Here is a 16,937-nt window from a genome sequence, read left to right on the forward strand (position 1 = left end):
GAGCGGTCGGGGTCGGCGGGGTGGGCGGCGGGAGATCCGATGGGCTGCATGGGGTCATTGTCTCAAACCCGGCTGTGCGTGCCGAATCGCGCAGGACCGGGCCGCGCGGCGGCGTCGTGCCCGTGGCGCTCGCCCCCGGACAGGAGTATCAAAGGAGGGTGAGTCACGACCCCGCACCTTCCTCGCGCTCCGACGACGCCGCCACCACGACCTCCCAGCACTCCCCGAGTCCCGATGCCTCCGGGGGCGAGCCGGAGGAGCTGAGCGACGCCGCGCGCCGTCGCATCCTCGGGGTGCTGCTGGTGCCGCTGTTCATGTCCCTGATCAGCGTGTCCATCGTGAACGTGACCCTGAGCTCCATCCAGCAGGACCTGCACGCGAGCGCCTCCGCCCTGCAGTGGGTGCTCACCGGCTACGCCCTGGCCTTCGGCGTCCTGCTGGTGGCCAGCGGGCGGGCCGGGGACGTGTTCGGACGCCGCAAGCTGTTCGTCGGGGGCATCGCCGTGTTCGCGGGCGCATCCCTGCTGTGCGGACTGGCACCGAGCACCACGGTGCTCAACATCGGGCGCGTGGTCCAGGGGCTGGGCTCCGGCATGCTCAACCCGCAGACCGTGGGCATGATCCAGCAGTACTTCCGGGGCCGGGAACGCGCCCGCGCCTTCGGCCTGTTCGGCTCCGTGGTGGGGGTCGCGGTGGCGATCGGGCCCACGCTGGGCGGTCTGCTCATCCAGGTGCTGGGCCCCGGCACGGGGTGGCGCGCGGCGTTCCTGGTGAACGTCCCGATCGCGGTGCTCGCGATCGTGCTCGCCCTGCTGTGGCTGCCCCGTCAGCGCCGCCGCCCCGGCCGCGTGGACATGGACCCCGTGGGGGTGGGCGTGTTCGGCGTCGCGGTGCTCGCCCTGCTGCTGCCCTTCGTGGAGGCTCGGGTGAGCCCCTGGATCTGGCTGTCGCTGCCCGCGGGCCTGCTCCTGCTCTGTGCCTGGGTGCGCTGGGAGCGCCGGTACAAGACCGCGGGCGGCTCCCCCATGGTGGACCTGGAACTGTTCCGCACCGCGAGCTTCAGCTACGGGAGCCTGCTGATCTCCATCTACTTCCTGGGCGTGACGAGCGTGTGGATCGTCGTGGCCATGTACGCCCAGCAGGGGCTGGGACGCACGGCACTTGAGGCCGGGACCCTGGGTCTGCCCGCGTCCGTCCTCTCCGCCGTCATCGCCCCGCTCTCCGGACGCGCCGTGCTGCGCTGGGGACGCACCGTGGTGGTCGTCGGCATGGGCGTGGCGCTGTCCGGGATCCTGCTGTCGGTGCTCGTGGCCCACGGCATGAGCCACTGGGGCTGGCCCATCGCGTGCTTCTACGCCTCGCTCGCGTTCATCGGCGCGGGGCAGGGCGCCGTGATGGCCCCCAACCAGACCCTGAGCTTCGCGGACGTGCCCCTGAAGTTCGCCGGAGCCGCGGGCGGGGTGCTGCAGACGGGTCAGCGCATGGGCACCGCGATCGGCACCGCCCTGATCACGGCCGTCACGTTCGCGGTGCTGGAGCTCGCGGACTGGAACACCGCGTTCGCGGCCGCTTTCGGGGTGATCGCCCTGGTGGTCCTGCTCGCCATGGCCGTGGCCGTGGCGGACGGGCGACGCCGCACGGCCGCCTCCCGCACCTGACCCACGGACCCGGCGCCGCGGCCAGAGGTGGGACGACGCCGCCCGGCGGCCCCGCGGAGGAGGCGGCCGGGCGGCGTCGTGGACGGCGGAGGACTCAGGCCTCCCCGGCGACCTGCCGTTCGCAGGACTCGACCACGTTGACCAGCAGCATGGCGCGCGTCATGGGACCCACACCGCCGGGGTTGGGGGACATCCAGGACGCGACCTCGGCGGCCGCGGGGTCGATGTCACCCGTGAGCCTGCCCTTGCCCGTCTCCGGATCCGGCACGCGGGAGACGCCCACGTCCAGCAGCACCGCGCCGGGCTTGACCTGCTCCGCGGTGACCATGTGCGGGCGGCCCGCCGCGGCCACCACCACGTCCGCCCGGGCGAGCAACTCGGGCAGGTTCTGCGTGCCCGTGTGCGCGAGCGTGACCGTGGCGTTGATCTCCCGCCGGGTGAGCAGCAGGCCCATGGGACGGCCCACGGTCACGCCGCGGCCGATCACGAGCACCTCACGCCCCGCGAGCTCCACCCCGTGGCGGGTGAGCAGCTCCACGATCCCGTGCGGCGTGCACGGCAGCGGGGAGGTCATGGGCTCGCTGACGTTGAGGACCAGGCGCCCCAGATTGGTGGGGTGCAGCCCGTCCGCGTCCTTGGCGGGGTCGATGCGCTCCAGGATCGCGTTGGTGTCCATGTGCTCGGGCAGCGGGAGCTGCACGATGTAGCCGGTGCACTGCGGGTCCTCGTTGAGCTCGTCGATGACGCGCTCGAGCTCCTCCTGGGACGCGTCCGCCGGAAGCTCCCTGCGGATCGAGGCCAGACCCACCTGCTCGCAGTCGCGGTGCTTGCCCGCCACGTACGAGCGCGATCCGGGATCGTCGCCCACAAGCACGGTGCCCAGTCCGGGGACCGCGCCGCACTCCCGCAGCCTCCCGACCCGCTCGGTCAGCTCGTCCTTGATCTGGGCCGCCGTGGCCCTGCCGTCGAGGATCCTGGCCGTCACCTCACCACTCCTCGAGGCCGGGGTACAGCGGGAACTGCTCGGTGAGCGCGTCCACCCGGGAGCGCAGCCCGTCGATGTCCGCACCGGGCTTGAGGGCCTGCGCGATCACGTCCGCGACCTCGGTGAACTCCGTGGCCCCGAAGCCGCGGGTGGCCAGCGCGGGGGTGCCGATCCGCAGCCCCGAGGTGACCATGGGCGGGCGGGGGTCCCACGGCACCGCGTTGCGGTTCACGGTGATGCCCGCGCGGTGCAGCAGGTCCTCGGCCTGCTTGCCGTCCAGCTCGGAGTCCCGCAGGTCCACGAGCACCAGGTGCACGTCCGTGCCGCCAGTCAGCACGGAGACCCCGTGCTCGGCGAGGTCGGGTGCGGTGAGCCGCTCGGCGAGGATCTGGGCGCCCTCGATCGTGCGCTGCTGGCGCTCGGCGAAGCCCTCGGAGGCCGCGATCTTGAACGCCACGGCCTTGCCCGCGATCGCGTGCATGAGCGGTCCGCCCTGCTGCCCCGGGAACACCGCGGAGTCGATCTTCTTCTTCAGGTCCGCCTCGCACAGGATCACGCCGGAGCGCGGGCCCGCCAGGGTCTTGTGCACCGTGGAGGTGGTCACGTGGGCGTACGGCACCGGGTTGGGGTGCAGGCCCGCGGCCACCAGTCCGGCGAAGTGGGCCATGTCCACCCACAGCTTGGCGCCCACCTCGTCCGCGATGGAGCGGAAGGCCTCGAAGTCCAGCTGGCGCGAGTACGCGGACCAGCCGGCCACGATCACGTTCGGGCGGGCCTCCAGGGCCTGCGCACGCACCTTGTCCATGTCGATCCGGTAGCTGTCCGGGTCCACCTCGTAGGCCGCGATGTTGTAGAGCTTGCCCGAGACGTTGATCTTCATGCCGTGGGTGAGGTGTCCACCGTGGGCCAGTGAGAGGCCCATGAGGGTGTCACCGGGCTGCATGAGCGCGGCCATCACGGCGGTGTTGGCCTGCGCGCCGGAGTGTGGCTGCACGTTCGCGTGCTCGGCCCCGAACAGCTCGCACGCGCGGTCGCGGGCCAGGTTCTCCACCACGTCCACGTGCTCGCAGCCGCCGTAGTAGCGGCGCCCGGGGTAGCCCTCGGCGTACTTGTTGGTCAGCACGGAGCCCTGCGCCTCGAGCACGGCGCGCGGTGCGAAGTTCTCGGAGGCGATCATCTCGAGCGTGGAGCGCTGGCGGCCCAGCTCGTCGTCGATCGCGCGCGCCACGTCAGGATCCACCTGGGAGAGCGGCTGGTTGGTCACGGAGTCTGCCGGGGTCGGCGTCATGCTCCACCTTCTTCGTCGTCGGTAGGGTCCGCACCAGCATATCCGTGCGCCGCCCAGCTGCTGTTCGGTGCGTCACACGGCTTCCCGCCGGACCGGGCGCGCGTCCCCCTCCCCCGCCCGCGGGTCCGGCCGCGTACCGGTGGGGTGGAGCCCGGTGTGGTACGCGGGGGACGAATGCCGGTAACGTGTGTGCCCGAACCGCTCGCGGAGCACTCGCGCGGTCGACGCACGCCGGGCCGCCGTTGTCCCTGGAGGTTGCGAGCATCCGCACCATCCCTTCCACCCGTTGCCTGTGCTAGGAGTACCCGCGCCGTGAACGTCCTTCCCACTGCCCCGTTCACCGCCGCCATGCCCCGCGTGTCGGACGGCCACGCGCCGTCGGAACCCGTGGACGTGCTGCGCACCCGCTACGCCGCCGTGATCTTCGACATGGACGGCGTGGTCACGGACACCGCCGGCGTGCACGCCCGGGCGTGGAAGAAGCTGTTCGACCAGCTGCTGCAGGATCCCCGGCTCGAGCCCGCGGAGCCGGGCGGCCGGGTGGAGCGCGAACCCTTCGACATGGCCGGCGAGTACCGCGCCCACGTGGACGGACGACGCCGCGAGGACGGTGTGCGTGCACTGCTCGCCGCCCGCGGGGCGGCCCTCCCGGAGGCGGACGGCCACGCAGACCCGCAGCCCGGGGACTGGACCGTGCAGGGGCAGGCGAGCGCCAAGGACGGGTTCTTCCACGAGGAGCTCGCCGAGCACGGGGTCCGTGTCTTCGACGGCACCGTGGCGCTGATCGGACGCCTGCGGGACAGCGGCGTGCCGGTGGGACTCGTGACCGCGAGCCGCAACAGCGGTGTGGTGCTCGCGGCCGCCGGGCTGCAGGACTCCTTCGACCGGATCGTGGACGGCAACTGGGCCGCGGAGAACGGCCTGCCCGGAAAACCCGCGCCGGACACCTTCCTGGAGTGCGCCCGGCTGCTCGGGGTGGACCCCGCGGACGCGGTGGTCGTGGAGGACGCCGTGGCCGGTGTCCAGGCCGGTGCCGCGGGTGGCTTCGGCCTGGTGGTGGGAGTCAACCGCGACGGCGCCCGCGAGCGCCTCTACCGTGCCGGTGCCCACGTGGTGCTCAACGACGTCTCCGAGCTGGACCTGGGGGCCCGCCGGGACGACACCTGGCGGCTCGTCTTTGACGGCTTCGACCCCGCCACCGAGGCCCGCCGCGAGGCGCTGCTGACGCTGGCCAACGGCTACATGGGCGTGCGCGGCGCGGCGTGCGAGTTCCCCGCCAACGGCGTGCACTACCCCGGCACTTACCTGGCCGGCGTGTTCAACCGCGTGCTGAGCCACGTCAACGGGCGGGACGTGGAGCACGAGTCCATGGTCAACGCCCCCAACTGGCTCCACCTGGACCTGCGGTTCTCGGACGGCCGCTGGTGGTCCGAGGGCGGGCTGCGCGCGTCGCAGGAGCGTGTGGAGCTGGATCTGCGCCGGGGTGTGCTCATCCGCACGCTCGTGCTCACGGACACCGAGGCCGACCCCGCGGACCCGGAGCCCGAGCGCAGCCTGGAGATCGAGCAGCGCCGCCTGGTGTCCCTGCGCTACCGCCACCTGGGCGCGCAAGAGACGCGCATCGTCTCGCGCGGCTACCAGGGGCGGCTGCACGTGCGCACGGGCGTGGACCCGGCGGTGACCAACAGCGGGGTGGCCGAGTACCGCGAGCTCAACTCCCACCACCTCCTGCTGCTGGACTCCACCACGCTGCCGGACGAGCACGAGACCCTGCTGTCCCTCGTGCGCACGTCCCAGTCCAAGATCGAGATCGCCATGGCCCAGCGCACCCGCATCGAGTGCGAGGGTGCGGTGACCGAGCGCCGCGAGGTGCGCCCCGGTGGCATCGAGTTCCGCCGCCACACCGTGCAGGTGACGCCGTGGAGCCCCGTGCTCGTGGACAGCACCACCGCCGTGGTCACCAGCCGCGACGCCGCGATCGGCTCGCCGCGGGACGGGGCGCTCGCAGAGCTCAACCGCACGCCGTTCGGGGTGCGCAAGCTGCTCGCGTCCCACGAGATCGAGTGGGCCCGGTTCTGGGACCGCTACGAGGTCACCCTGGAGTCCACGGAGGATACCCCGGAGCACCTGAGCACCCAGCTCGCCATGCGCACGCACCTGTTCCACGCCGCACAGACCCTGGCCCCGCACCTGACCCTGCGCGACGCCGGTGTCCCCGCCCGCGGTCTGCACGGCGAGGGCTACCGCGGCCACATCTTCTGGGACGAGCTGTTCATCCTGCCGGTGATCAACATGCGCCAGCCGCACGTGACCCGCTCCCTGCTCTCCTACCGCTGGCGCCGCCTGGCCATGGCCCAGCAGCGGGCCCAGGAGATCGGCCTCTACGGTGCGGCATTCCCGTGGCAGTCCGGTTCCGACGGCCGGGAGGAGACTCCCCCGGAGCTGTACAACCACCACTCCCGCCGCTGGCTGCCGGACAACTCCTGGCGGCAGTTCCACGTGGGGCTCGCGATCGCCTACAACGCGTGGGTGTACTACGAGTCCACGGGTGACATGGACTGGCTCTCCGGCCAGGGTGCCGAGCTGATCATCGGGATCACCCGCCTGTTCGCGTCCCTGGCGGAGTACGACTCCCACGACGGGCGGTACCACATCGCCGGGGTCATGGGCCCGGACGAGTACCACGACGGCCCCGCGGGCCAGCACGGCGGCGGCCTGAAGGACAACGCCTACACCAACGTGCTCGCCTCGTGGCTGTTCCGCCACTCCGCCCACATCTTCAACGACATGGTGGAGCACCAGCGCGAGTACCTGGAGTCCCGCTTCGAGATCTCCCCGCAGGAGGTCCAGACCTGGCTGAACATGGCCAAGAACATGTACGTCCCGTTCAACGCGGACGGCACGATCGCCCAGTTCGAGGGCTACGACGAGCTCGCGGAACTGGACTGGGACTTCTACCGGAACAAGTACCGCAACATCGGCCGCCTGGACCTCCTCCTCGAGAACGAGGGGGACATGACCAACAACTACAAGCTGACCAAGCAGGCGGACACCATCATGCTGGTCTACCTGCTGGGTCCGGAGGGTGTGATCGAGGAGCTCGCCCGCATGGGCTACACCACAGACCTGGACGCCGTGCAGCGGACCGTGGACCACTACATCGCCCGCTCCTCGAACGGCTCGTCCCTGTCCCGCGTGGTCAACGCCGCGGTGCTCGCGTGGCTGGACCCGGACCGCTCGTGGGGCTCCTTCCAGGACGCCCTGATGGTCGACCTGGACGACACCCAGGGCGGCACCACGGGAGAGGGCATCCACCTGGGTGCCATGGCCGGGTCGGTGGACGTGGTCACCCGCGCCTACGCCGGGCTGCGCGTGCGCGGCGACTGGCTCGAGTTCCAGCCCGCGCTGCCGCGTGAGATCGAAGCCGTGGACTTCACCGTCCTGTACTACGGGCAGGTCATCGAGGTCTCCCTGGACCACGACATCCTGGAGCTGGAGGGCAGCTCCGTGAAGGCGGATCCGGTGACCATCCACGTCAACGACGCCGCGTACGTGCTCAAGGGCGGCCAGAAGATCTCCGTGGCGCTGCGCCACCGCGAGTCGCGCCGCCCGGAGAAGGCCACCGCGGCCCTGCGCCGCCGGTTCATCTCGGACGCCGGCGAGTCCTGAGGCACGGCGGGTGACGCCACCGGGCCGGGCACGGCGGCGTCACCCGGGGCCCGAGCCCGGGGCCCGCGCCCGGCACTGCCACGAGGCTGCGGACCGCTGCGGTCCCCGCCCCGGGGAGCGCAGCCCACCGCACGCCGGGCCGGGCCGCACTAGACTGTGCCGCATGACACACAGTGCTTCCTCCGCGTCCGACGCCGCCCGCGGACCGCTCGTCCTCTCCTACGGCCAGAGCCGCCCCGTGGTGTCCGAGACCGCGTTCGTGGCTCCGAACGCGACCCTGGTGGGGGACGTCTCGTTGGGGGCGGGCGCGGGGATCTTCTACGGCGCCGTGGTGCGCGGGGACCGCTCCCCGCTGCGGATCGGGGCGAACTCGAACCTGCAGGACAACGTGACCGTCCACTCGGACCCGGAGCACCCCACCACGATCGGCGAGCGCGTGAGCGTGGGCCACGGCGCGGTGGTCCACGGCTGCACGCTGGAGGACGACGTCCTGGTGGGCATGAACGCCACCGTGCTCAACGGCGCCGTGGTGGGAAGCGGCAGCCTCATCGCGGCGGGCGCCGTGGTCCTGGAGGGGACCGAGGTGCCGCCGGGCTCCCTCGTGGCCGGTGTGCCGGGGAAGGTGCGCCGCGAGCTCACGGGCGAGGAGCGTCGTGCGGTGAGCCGCAACGCCCAGCACTACATCGTGCTCTCCCGGGAGCACCGCGCGCTGAACTCCTGAGGGGGAACCCCCGGGCACCACGGCGGCCCGGACTCGTGGAGTCCGGGCCGCCGCCGTGCCCGCCGGCTTCCAGCGGGCGCAGCTCAGTGGAAGAAGTGGCGCGCTCCCGTGAGGTACATGGTCACGCCGGCGGCCTGGGCCGCCTCAACGACCTCCTCGTCCCGGATGGAGCCGCCGGGCTGGACCACGGCGCGCACGCCGGCGTCCAGCAGCACCTGCAGCCCGTCCGCGAACGGGAAGAACGCGTCCGACGCCGCCACGGCACCGCGGGCGCGCTGCGCACCGTCCTCGGCGAGCGTGTTGGCACGCTCCACGGACAGCCGGCACGAGTCCACGCGGTTGACCTGGCCCATGCCGATGCCCACCGAGGCGCCGTGGTCCGCGAGCAGGATCGCGTTGGACTTCACGGCGCGCAGGGAGCGCCACGCGAACTCGAGGTCCGCGAGGGTCTGCTCGTCCGCGGGCTCACCCGCGACCAGGGTCCAGTTCGCGGGGTCGTCGCCGGGGGCGTCGAGGCGGTCCGCCTGCTGGATCAGCGCACCACCGGACACCCCGCGCACCTCGAGGGGATCCCGGTCGAAGCCCTCGGGCAGGACGAGCAGGCGGATGTTCTTCTTGGCGGAGAGGATCTCCAGGGCCTCGGGCTCGAACTCCGGTGCCACGACCACCTCCGTGAACACGGGCTTGAGGTTCCGGGCCATCTCCGCCGTCACGGGGCGGTTGGCGGCCACCACTCCCCCGTAGGCGGAGAGCGGGTCGCACGCGTGCGCCTTGAGGTGGGCGTCCGCGATCGGGTCCGCGGCACCGGGGGTGGCCACGGCCACGCCGCACGGGTTGTTGTGCTTGACCACGGCCACTGCCGGCTGGTCGTAGTCGTAGGCGGCGCGCAGTGCGGCGTCCGCGTCCACGTAGTTGTTGTAGGACATGGCCTTGCCGTGCAGCTGCTCGGCCTGCGCAATGCCCGGCGAGGCGGCGTCGTCCGTGTAGAGCGCGGCCTTCTGGTGCGGGTTCTCGCCGTAGCGCAGGGACTCGGCGCGCTGCAGGGCCAGTCCGGCGTAGGGCGGCCAGAAGTTGGCCTCCAGGTCGTGGTCGAACTGCTGCGCCGTCCACGTGGCCACGGCGGTGTCGTAGGCCGCGGTGTGGGCGAAGGCGGCCGCAGCGAGCCTGCGGCGGGCGGCGAGGTCGTAGCCGCCCTCCTGGGCGGCGCGCACCACGTCGGGGTAGCCGGCGGGGTCCACGACCACGGAGACGGCGGCGTGGTTCTTGGCGGCGGCCCGCACCATGGAGGGCCCGCCGATGTCGATCTGCTCCACCACGTCGTCCTGGCCGGCGCCCGAACGCACCGTGTCCTGGAACGGGTACAGGTTCACCACCACCAGGTCGAAGGGCTCGATCTCCAGCTCCGACAGCTGCTGCACGTGCTCCGGCTTGCGGCGGTCCGCGAGGATCCCGGCGTGCACGCGCGGGTGCAGGGTCTTGACCCGCCCGTCCAGGCACTCCTGGAAGCCGGTGACCTCGGCCACCTCGGTCACGGGGACCCCGGCGGCCTGGATGGTCTTCGCGGTGGAGCCGGTTGAGACGATGTCCACGCCGGCCTCGTGCAGCCCGCGGGCGAGCTCCTCGAGGCCGGTCTTGTCGTACACGGAGATCAGGGCACGCTTGAGCGGCACACGGTTCAGGTCGGAAGTGTTCACGGACTCTCCAGGAAGACGTGGGGACGTGTGGTCCGGCGCGGCGGCGACGGTGCGGGGCACCGCAGGACAGCGCCCGGTCCAGTCTAAGGCCGCGGTCGCCGGCGCAGCCCTGTGCGGCGGGCCTGCTCAGCGGGCGAGGTCGGCCAGGCAGTCCACGAGCAGCTGCCGCTCGGCCGTCTTGATGCGCTCGTGCAGGGTGTCCTCGGTGTCCTGGTCCTCCACGGCCACGGCGACCTGGGCGAGGATCGGCCCGGCGTCCACGTCCGCGACCACCTCGTGCACGGTGGCCCCCGTGAGCTTCACACCGTAGGCCAGGGCGTCGCGCACCGCGTGCGCCCCCGGGAACGACGGCAGCAGCGACGGGTGCGTGTTGACCACGAGCCCGGGGAACGCGGCCACGAACTCGGCGTCCACGATGCGCATGAAGCCCGCGAACACCACCCGGTCGGGGTGGTGGGAGGCCACCGCGCGCTCCAGTACGCGGTTCCACTGCGCCCGGTCGGGGTGGTCCGCGGGGCGCACCAGGAACGTGGTGATCCCGGCGGCCTCAGCCCGTTCGAGCCCCGTGCACGGCCGGTCGGCGCCCACCGCGACGATCTCCACCGGGGCCTCCCCGTGGTGCAGGTCGTCGATGACCGCCTGCAGATTCGTGCCGGACCCCGAGACCAGAACCACTATGCGCATGGGCCCATGCTAACGGCCGGGCTGGCCGTGCTGGCCTCCGCCTTCGTGAGCGGTGACGTCTGGGCCACGGTGCTCGGGATCGTCCTGGCCGTCGCGGGTGTGGTCCTGGGCATCGTGGCCCTCTCGCAGCTGCGGGGTTCCGCGGTCCGGGCCCTGGTGATCTCCCTGTCGGTCATCGCGATCCTGTGGGGCACGCTCAACGCCTTCGGCGGCGGCAGCCGGCTGCTTGTGTGGCCGGCGTCCGAGGCGTTCCAGGAGTGCACGGACCGGGCGCTCACGCTGTCCTCCACGTCCCAGTGCCAGCAGCAGCTCACCGACAACGTGTGGCGCCACCTCTCGGGCGATCCCGTGGAGACCGGCTTCCCCACGCAGCAGCCCTCGCCCGATCCGTCCGCGTCCGCCTCGCCCTCGCCGTCCGCGACGACCACCGGCACCGGGTCCCCCACCGCCGCCCCGTCGAGCGCGGCGTCGGGCACCCCGACCGGCACACCCTCGACCTGAGGCACCCGGCAGGGCGGTCCGTCCTTCCTGCGGGGAGCTAGCGCTCGTTCTCCCGGTCCATCGCGGCAAGCCGCGCGGCCTTGCGCTTGGCGGACCGGCGCTCGGCACGACGCCGCTTGGCCTCCTCCCGCGCGGACACCGCGGGCCGGTCCTCGGGCCCGGCACCCAGCGACGCCGCAGTGGACCCGCCGGTCGGGCGCCCGGCACGTGGTGGCTCCTCCCCGGACCGGCCGGCCGTGGCAGACAGCTTCCGGGGCGCCGTTGCGGTCACGGGCTGCCGGGGGTCGCGTCCACGAGGCTCCGAGGAGCCGGCGGGAGCGCGTCCCGCGGTGACGTCCGCGTCCTCCCCGCCGGCCGCGCCCGAGGCCGTGTGGTCCTGCGAGGTGGGTTGCACCGGGTTCCCGCGTCCCCCCAGGCGCCAGCGTCGTGCTCCGGTTGCGGCGGGCGCACCCAAGGGCTCTTCGGACGCTCCGTCCGCACCCGTGGGGTCCAGGGGGTCCGTGGTCGGGGTGCCGGCACGGTGCGGATCGTCGGGGGCCGGGGCGGCGTCGTCGTCCGCGGTGGCCCGCACCCGGGAGCGGTAGCCCTCGTGCTCCAGCCAGGGGCCGAGCAGGTAGCCCACGGCGGCGCCCACGGCGAGCTCGGCACCCAGCCACAGGAAGACGGACCCGGCGTGCGGGCCGACGTCCGTGAGCCGGCCGATCCCCAGCGAGCCGTGGGACAGCCACGCGAGCACCGAGACCAGCCCGGCCCCCACCGCCGCAATGAACACGACGGTCAGCACGGTGGAGAGCAGGAACGTGATCCAGCGCAGGGGCAGGCGGATGGCCATCCAGTCGTCCAGGTGGTTCTCCCCCTCCCGGCAGAACCACCAGCCCGCGAGCAGACCGGCGACCACCGGAATGGCCAGCACCCCCGGGGCCAAGGCCCACGGGTCGCCGGTGGGCACGGCCGCGAGCACGGGCACCTCGGGAAGAGGGCCCAGCGCGGTCTGGAACGGGGACGTGGTGGTCCCCGCCCCCAGGGAGAATCCCGCGCCCGTGGCCCAGGCGAGCGCCCAGACCACCATGTTGGGCAGGTACCCCAGCTGCAGTGCGGTCAGGGCGGTGTCCCCCGCGGGATCCGTGCCGAGGTCCTGGTAGACGGCGATGACGGCGTCCCAGTTCCAGGCGAGGGCCGCCGTGAGCAGCAGCGCGCCCCCCGCCACGGCGGCCACGGCGGCCAGGAAGCCCGCGCGGATCACGGCCCACACGTAGGAACCGGCCCACCGGGAGTACTGGCTCGTGCGCTGCAGCCAGGACGCGGCGTCGGCTCCGAGGACGGCCGCGAGGGAGCGGGAAACGCTCCAGCCACCCACCAGGGTTCCCAGCGCCACGGGAACGAGGGGGCAGAAGGCCGCGGCCACGAGGTCCACCGAGGCCTCCTCCGTGCGGCTGAGCAGCCCCACGAGTGCGCCGAACACCGCGTAGCCGACCATGCCCGCGGCGAACGGCAGCAGGAACTGGCCGCGCCAGCACGCCCGGGCGATCCGTCGTCCGGCAACCACCGAGAGGCCGAACGGGATCAGGGTGAGGCCCAGCGGCACCAGTGTGACGGTGCCGCCCGCGAGCGACAGACCCTCGACGGCCTGGATGGACAGCGGAGCCCCGTGGGACAGCAGCCACACCTGGCCCGCGAGCCGCAGGCTGCCCCCGGCCCCGAGGGTGTCCGAGCCGCCCGCGGCCCAGACGGCGCCGAGCAGGAGGGCACCCAGCAGCAGGCTCACCGCGGCCACCACCAGGAGTTCGATGACCCCCTGCAGCGGGAGGGGCATGGGGATGCCGTCGTCCCCGCGTCCGGGGCGGGGCTCGGTCGGGTCCTGCGCGGCGGAGGAGCCGCGGGCCCGCCAGCGGTCGCGTACGCCCGAGACGGCGCCGGGCACAGAGGGAAGTTTCATCCCTCCCATCCTCCCACGCCCGCGCCGTCCGCCAGGGCAGCGTTGTTCGCGCGGATTTCACCCGCCGGCCACCGTGGGGTGACGCTGCGGTGGGGCGCGGCCCCCACCGTGGGAACCGTGAGAATCGCACTGGTGGCCGAACAGTTCCTCCCCCACGTCAACGGCGTCACCCACTCCGTCCTCCGCGTCCTGGAGCACCTCCGCGACCGCGGCCACGAGGCCATGGTGATCGCCCCCTCGTACGAGAAGACCCTCTTCCTGGGCTCCGTGGACCACGTGGACGGCGTGCGCATCGAGCGCATCCCGTCCCTGCCCCTGGCGGGGTACCCGGAGGTCCGGGTGGCCAGCTGCAGCGTCGCCCGCATGCAGCGCATCCTGAACCGGTTCGCGCCGGACGTCGTGCACGTGGCCTCCCCCTTCATCCTGGGCTGGCAGGCCATCCAGGCCGCCAACGGCCTCGGCCTTCCGTGCGTGGCCGTGTACCAGACGGACGTCCCCGGCTACGCCGCGCGCTACGGGGCCCCGGTGCTGGAGAAGGCCATGTGGTCCCACGTGCGCACCATGCACAACACCGCCACGCTCACCCTGGCGCCCTCCACGGCATCCATCGCCGCGCTCCACGAGAACGGGGTCCAGCGGGTGCACATGTGGCGCCGCGGCGTGGACACGGCCCGCTTCCGTCCCGAGCTGCGGGACCACGCGTGGCGGGAGCGCGTGGGCGGCGGCCGGCGCCTCGTGGGCTACGTGGGCCGGCTCGCCCCGGAGAAGCAGGTCTCGGACCTGGTGGTGCTGGACTCGCTGCCGGACACCCGCGTGGTCGTCATCGGCTCGGGCCCGGAGAAGGAGTCCCTGCGCACGCTGCTGCCCAACGCCCACTTCGAGGGCTTCCTCGCAGGCACGGAGCTCGCCACCGCCATGGCCTCCCTGGACGTGTTCGTCCACCCGGGCGAGCACGAGACCTTCTGCCAGACCATCCAGGAGGCCATGGCCTCCGGCGTGCCCGTGGTGGCCGTGGGCCGCGGCGGCCCCCTGGACCTCGTGGACTCCTCCCGCACCGGGTGGCTCTACCGCCCCGGGGACACCGAGCAGCTGCGCGAGCGCGTCCGGGACCTCGTGGGCGACGACGCCAAGCGCCTCGCGTTCGCCCGCACCGCCCACCGCACGGTCCAGCCGCGCACGTGGGCCGGGGTGTGCGACCAGCTGGTCGAGCACTACGAACGGGCCCGCACGGTCAACGCCCGCCGGCTGCGGGCACGTGCCGGATCCAGGCTCGAACGGACGGGACCCGCCGGTTTGCAGTGAGCCTCCCCGGGGCACGGCAGACGCCCCCCCGGTGCCGCACGTGCGCCCCGAAGACCCCTCGCAGACCGCAATTGCGGTGATGTCGACCACATCTGCATCCCAGCACCCCGTGATCCGGGTCTCACGGGGTGCATTGGTTAAGTTTTGATGACATTCCCGGCCGGTCCCTGGCTCGCGCCCGGACCGCCTGGCTACGCTCGAACCATCTTCACGAGATGCGCCTGCGCGAGGGCGGACACGCCCCTGCGCACCCCGAGCTCCAACTCGGCGCACGCCAACCCTCGGTCCAGGGGTGGATTGGATGACGAAGAGGCCGGGTCACACGCGTGGCTCCGGCAAGCAGCCAGAAAGCACAGAAGGCCACACACCATGAACAGCACAGCACAGCGACCATCGCACGGCACCGACGCCGGGACCGAGTCCCGCGAGCAGTGGGTGGACGTCACCGTCCGCGCAGACGTCGCCCACCAGCTCGTCTCCCTCACCGGGGCGGACGGGCACGAGCGCTCGTTCCGCACCGAGGACGTCCGTGAACTCGCGCTCGCCACCCAGCACACGCGCGGCCGGGGACAGTGGTGCGCCAAGTACCGTCGCCTCCTCGTGCCGGGAGCGTCCCGGGTGACCGGCGGCATGCCCTTCTTCAAGCTGGAGCCGCTGCCGGCCTGAGCCGCCCCCACCGGGGCAAGGGCGCTCCGGCGGACGGCTGCCACCTGAACAGCACCAGCACTCGATCACCACTGGGGCCCGGCACCACGCGCGAACCGCGCACGGTGCCGGGCCCCAGTGGTGTCCGGTAGCGGACGGATCAGCGCCCGGTGCCCTGCCGGTCCTCGTCGATCAGCTCCGCGGCGCGCTCACCGATCATGTAGACCGTGATGTTGGGGTTCACGGTCACGAGCTCCGGCATCACGGAGGCGTCCGCCACACGCAGTCCGGTGACGCCCTTGACCCGCAGCTGGGGGTCCAGCGGCGAGTCCGCGTCCTCCACCGGGCCCATGCGGCACGAGCCCGCGGGGTGGTACACCGTGTTGTGGGTGCGGCGGATGTAGTCGGCGATCTCCTCGTCGCTCTGCACGTCCTCGCCCGGGAAGAGCTCCCTCCCGGCCCACTCGGACATGCCCTGCTGGGCCACGATCTCGCGGGCCCGGCGGATGCCCGCCGTCATGATCCGCATGTCGTAGCCCTCGGGATCCGTGAAGTAGCGGGGATCCACGCGCGGCTTGTCGCGGAAGTCCCGCGTGCGCAGCCGCACGGTGCCGCGGGAGCGGGCGTGCGTGACGTTCGGGGTCAGGCAGAACGCGTTGTCCGCCGTGGGGTAGCCCTGCCGGTAGGTGTGCATGTCGAAGTTCACGCTGCCGTAGTGCATCATCAGGTCCGGGCGGTCCAGGCCCTCGTCCACCTGGTCGAAGACGCCGATCTCCCACCACTGGGTGGAGTCCTCCACCATGGGCTTCTTCGCCTCCCACTGGATCACCGCCTCCGGGTGGTCCTGCAGGTGCGAGCCCACGCCCGGGGAGTCCACGAGCACGTCCACGCCCACCTCGCGCAGGTGCTCCGCGGGTCCGATGCCCGAGAGCATGAGCAGCTTGGGAGTGTCGATCGCCCCGGCGGAGACGACCACCTCGCGGCGCGCCGAAATGGTGTGCGCCTTGCCGAACGCGTTGTCGGTGACCTCCACGCCGGTCGCACGGCGGTCCTCGTCGAACAGCACGCGCTTGACCTGCGTGCCGGTGAGGATCGTGAGGTTCTCCCGGTCCTGCGCGGGGTGCAGGTAGCTCACGGAGGAGGACGAGCGGGTGCCGTCCTCCCGGGCGCTGATCTGGAAGAAGTTGGCGCCCTGGGTCACGGTCTTGCCGGTGTTGAAGTCCGCGCGCGGGATCCCCGCCTGCTCGGCGGCGTCCAGCAGGGCGACGCCGCTCGGATCCGCCGGGGGCACGTTGCGCAGCCGCACGGGCCCGTCGTGGCCGTGGTGGGCGCCCGGGTCCTCGTTGTTCTCGAGCTTCTGGTACAGCCGGAACGCCAGCTCGGAGTTCCAGCCCTGCGCGCCGTGCTTCGACTCCCACTCGTCCAGGTCCTCGGACGGGGCCCAGAACGCGATGCACGAGTTGTGGGACGAGCAGCCGCCCAGCACCTTGGCACGGGCCATGCGCATGAAGGAGTTGCCGTTCTCCTGCTCCTCCAGCGGGTAGTCCCAGTCGTGGCCGGACTCCAGCAGCTCCATCCAGCGGTTGAGCTGCAGGACCTCCGGGTACCCGGCGTCGTGGTCGCCGGCCTCGAGCAGGGCCACGGTGACGTCCGGGTCCTCGCTCAGCCGGGCGGCGACGACCGCCCCTGCGGATCCTGCGCCCACGACCACGTAGTCGTACTCGGCGATGGTGTTCTTCTCGGTCATGCCTTCTCCCTTCGGTGGGTGCCCGACGCCGCGGTGCGGGACCGCGGCGTCGGTGCCGGTGAGGTGTTCGGGCGCGCGAGACCGCCCAGCGGGCGGCTCAGCGCGCC

Annotated in this window: 12 protein-coding genes; 6 read left to right on the plus strand and 6 right to left on the minus strand. The window is 72.6% G+C overall.

Annotated features, from left to right (window positions below):
• Positions 1-158: 158 nt before the first annotated feature.
• Positions 159-1,658, plus strand: a complete 1,500-nt coding sequence (locus tag D9R02_RS05130; protein ID WP_082698292.1) for an MFS transporter — start codon at positions 159-161, stop codon at positions 1,656-1,658.
• Positions 1,659-1,752: 94 nt separating this feature from the next.
• Here D9R02_RS05130 and D9R02_RS05135 read toward each other — a convergent pair whose 3' ends face one another.
• Complete coding sequence (locus D9R02_RS05135; RefSeq protein WP_039100891.1) at positions 1,753-2,643, minus strand: bifunctional methylenetetrahydrofolate dehydrogenase/methenyltetrahydrofolate cyclohydrolase; 891 nt, start codon at positions 2,641-2,643, stop codon at positions 1,753-1,755.
• A gap of 1 nt (position 2,644) precedes the next feature.
• Complete coding sequence (gene glyA, locus D9R02_RS05140; RefSeq protein WP_059280828.1) at positions 2,645-3,931, minus strand: serine hydroxymethyltransferase; 1,287 nt, start codon at positions 3,929-3,931, stop codon at positions 2,645-2,647.
• A gap of 312 nt (positions 3,932-4,243) precedes the next feature.
• On the opposite strand from glyA, the gene D9R02_RS05145 reads away from it, so the two are divergent.
• Together D9R02_RS05145 and D9R02_RS05150 are read left to right on the plus strand one after the other, a co-directional pair.
• Complete coding sequence (locus D9R02_RS05145) at positions 4,244-7,600, plus strand: beta-phosphoglucomutase family hydrolase (protein ID WP_121566469.1); 3,357 nt, start codon at positions 4,244-4,246, stop codon at positions 7,598-7,600.
• 163 nt (positions 7,601-7,763) lie between these two features.
• Complete coding sequence (locus tag D9R02_RS05150; protein ID WP_183085950.1) at positions 7,764-8,321, plus strand: gamma carbonic anhydrase family protein; 558 nt, start codon at positions 7,764-7,766, stop codon at positions 8,319-8,321.
• A gap of 83 nt (positions 8,322-8,404) precedes the next feature.
• Here the strand turns inward: D9R02_RS05150 and purH are convergent, their stop codons facing one another.
• Both purH and purN read right to left on the minus strand, forming a co-directional pair.
• Positions 8,405-10,015 carry a bifunctional phosphoribosylaminoimidazolecarboxamide formyltransferase/IMP cyclohydrolase gene (gene purH / locus D9R02_RS05155; RefSeq protein ID WP_070636186.1) on the minus strand — a complete coding sequence of 537 codons (1,611 nt, stop codon included), beginning with the start codon at positions 10,013-10,015 and terminating at the stop codon, positions 8,405-8,407.
• Between the two features lie 126 nt (positions 10,016-10,141).
• Positions 10,142-10,699, minus strand: a complete 558-nt coding sequence (gene purN, locus D9R02_RS05160) for a phosphoribosylglycinamide formyltransferase (RefSeq protein WP_102613756.1) — start codon at positions 10,697-10,699, stop codon at positions 10,142-10,144.
• 6 nt (positions 10,700-10,705) lie between these two features.
• Here purN and D9R02_RS05165 point away from each other — a divergent pair, with 6 nt between their 5' ends.
• Positions 10,706-11,200 (plus strand): hypothetical protein, encoded by a 495-nt coding sequence (locus D9R02_RS05165; RefSeq protein ID WP_121566470.1) that lies wholly within the window; start codon positions 10,706-10,708, stop codon positions 11,198-11,200.
• A 37-nt stretch (positions 11,201-11,237) separates the two neighbouring features.
• Here the strand turns inward: D9R02_RS05165 and D9R02_RS05170 are convergent, their stop codons facing one another.
• On the minus strand, positions 11,238-13,136 hold the full coding sequence (locus D9R02_RS05170; protein WP_223246151.1) for a cell division protein PerM: 1,899 nt from the start codon (positions 13,134-13,136) through the stop codon (positions 11,238-11,240).
• Between the two features lie 117 nt (positions 13,137-13,253).
• Between D9R02_RS05170 and D9R02_RS05175 the strand changes: the two genes are divergently transcribed.
• The gene (locus D9R02_RS05175; RefSeq protein ID WP_208546829.1) at positions 13,254-14,438 is read left to right on the plus strand and encodes a glycosyltransferase family 4 protein; all 1,185 of its coding nucleotides are present in this window, start codon (positions 13,254-13,256) and stop codon (positions 14,436-14,438) included.
• Positions 14,439-14,807: 369 nt separating this feature from the next.
• Positions 14,808-15,104, plus strand: coding sequence for a hypothetical protein (locus tag D9R02_RS05180; RefSeq protein WP_019310221.1), 297 nt, complete (start codon positions 14,808-14,810; stop codon positions 15,102-15,104).
• A gap of 139 nt (positions 15,105-15,243) precedes the next feature.
• On the opposite strand, the gene D9R02_RS05185 is transcribed toward D9R02_RS05180, so the two are convergent.
• Positions 15,244-16,830, minus strand: a complete 1,587-nt coding sequence (locus tag D9R02_RS05185; RefSeq protein ID WP_070636180.1) for a GMC family oxidoreductase — start codon at positions 16,828-16,830, stop codon at positions 15,244-15,246.
• Positions 16,831-16,937 lie beyond the last annotated feature (107 nt).

Source organism: Kocuria rhizophila (genome assembly GCF_003667225.1).
In the GTDB taxonomy this organism is placed as follows: domain Bacteria; phylum Actinomycetota; class Actinomycetes; order Actinomycetales; family Micrococcaceae; genus Kocuria; species Kocuria rhizophila.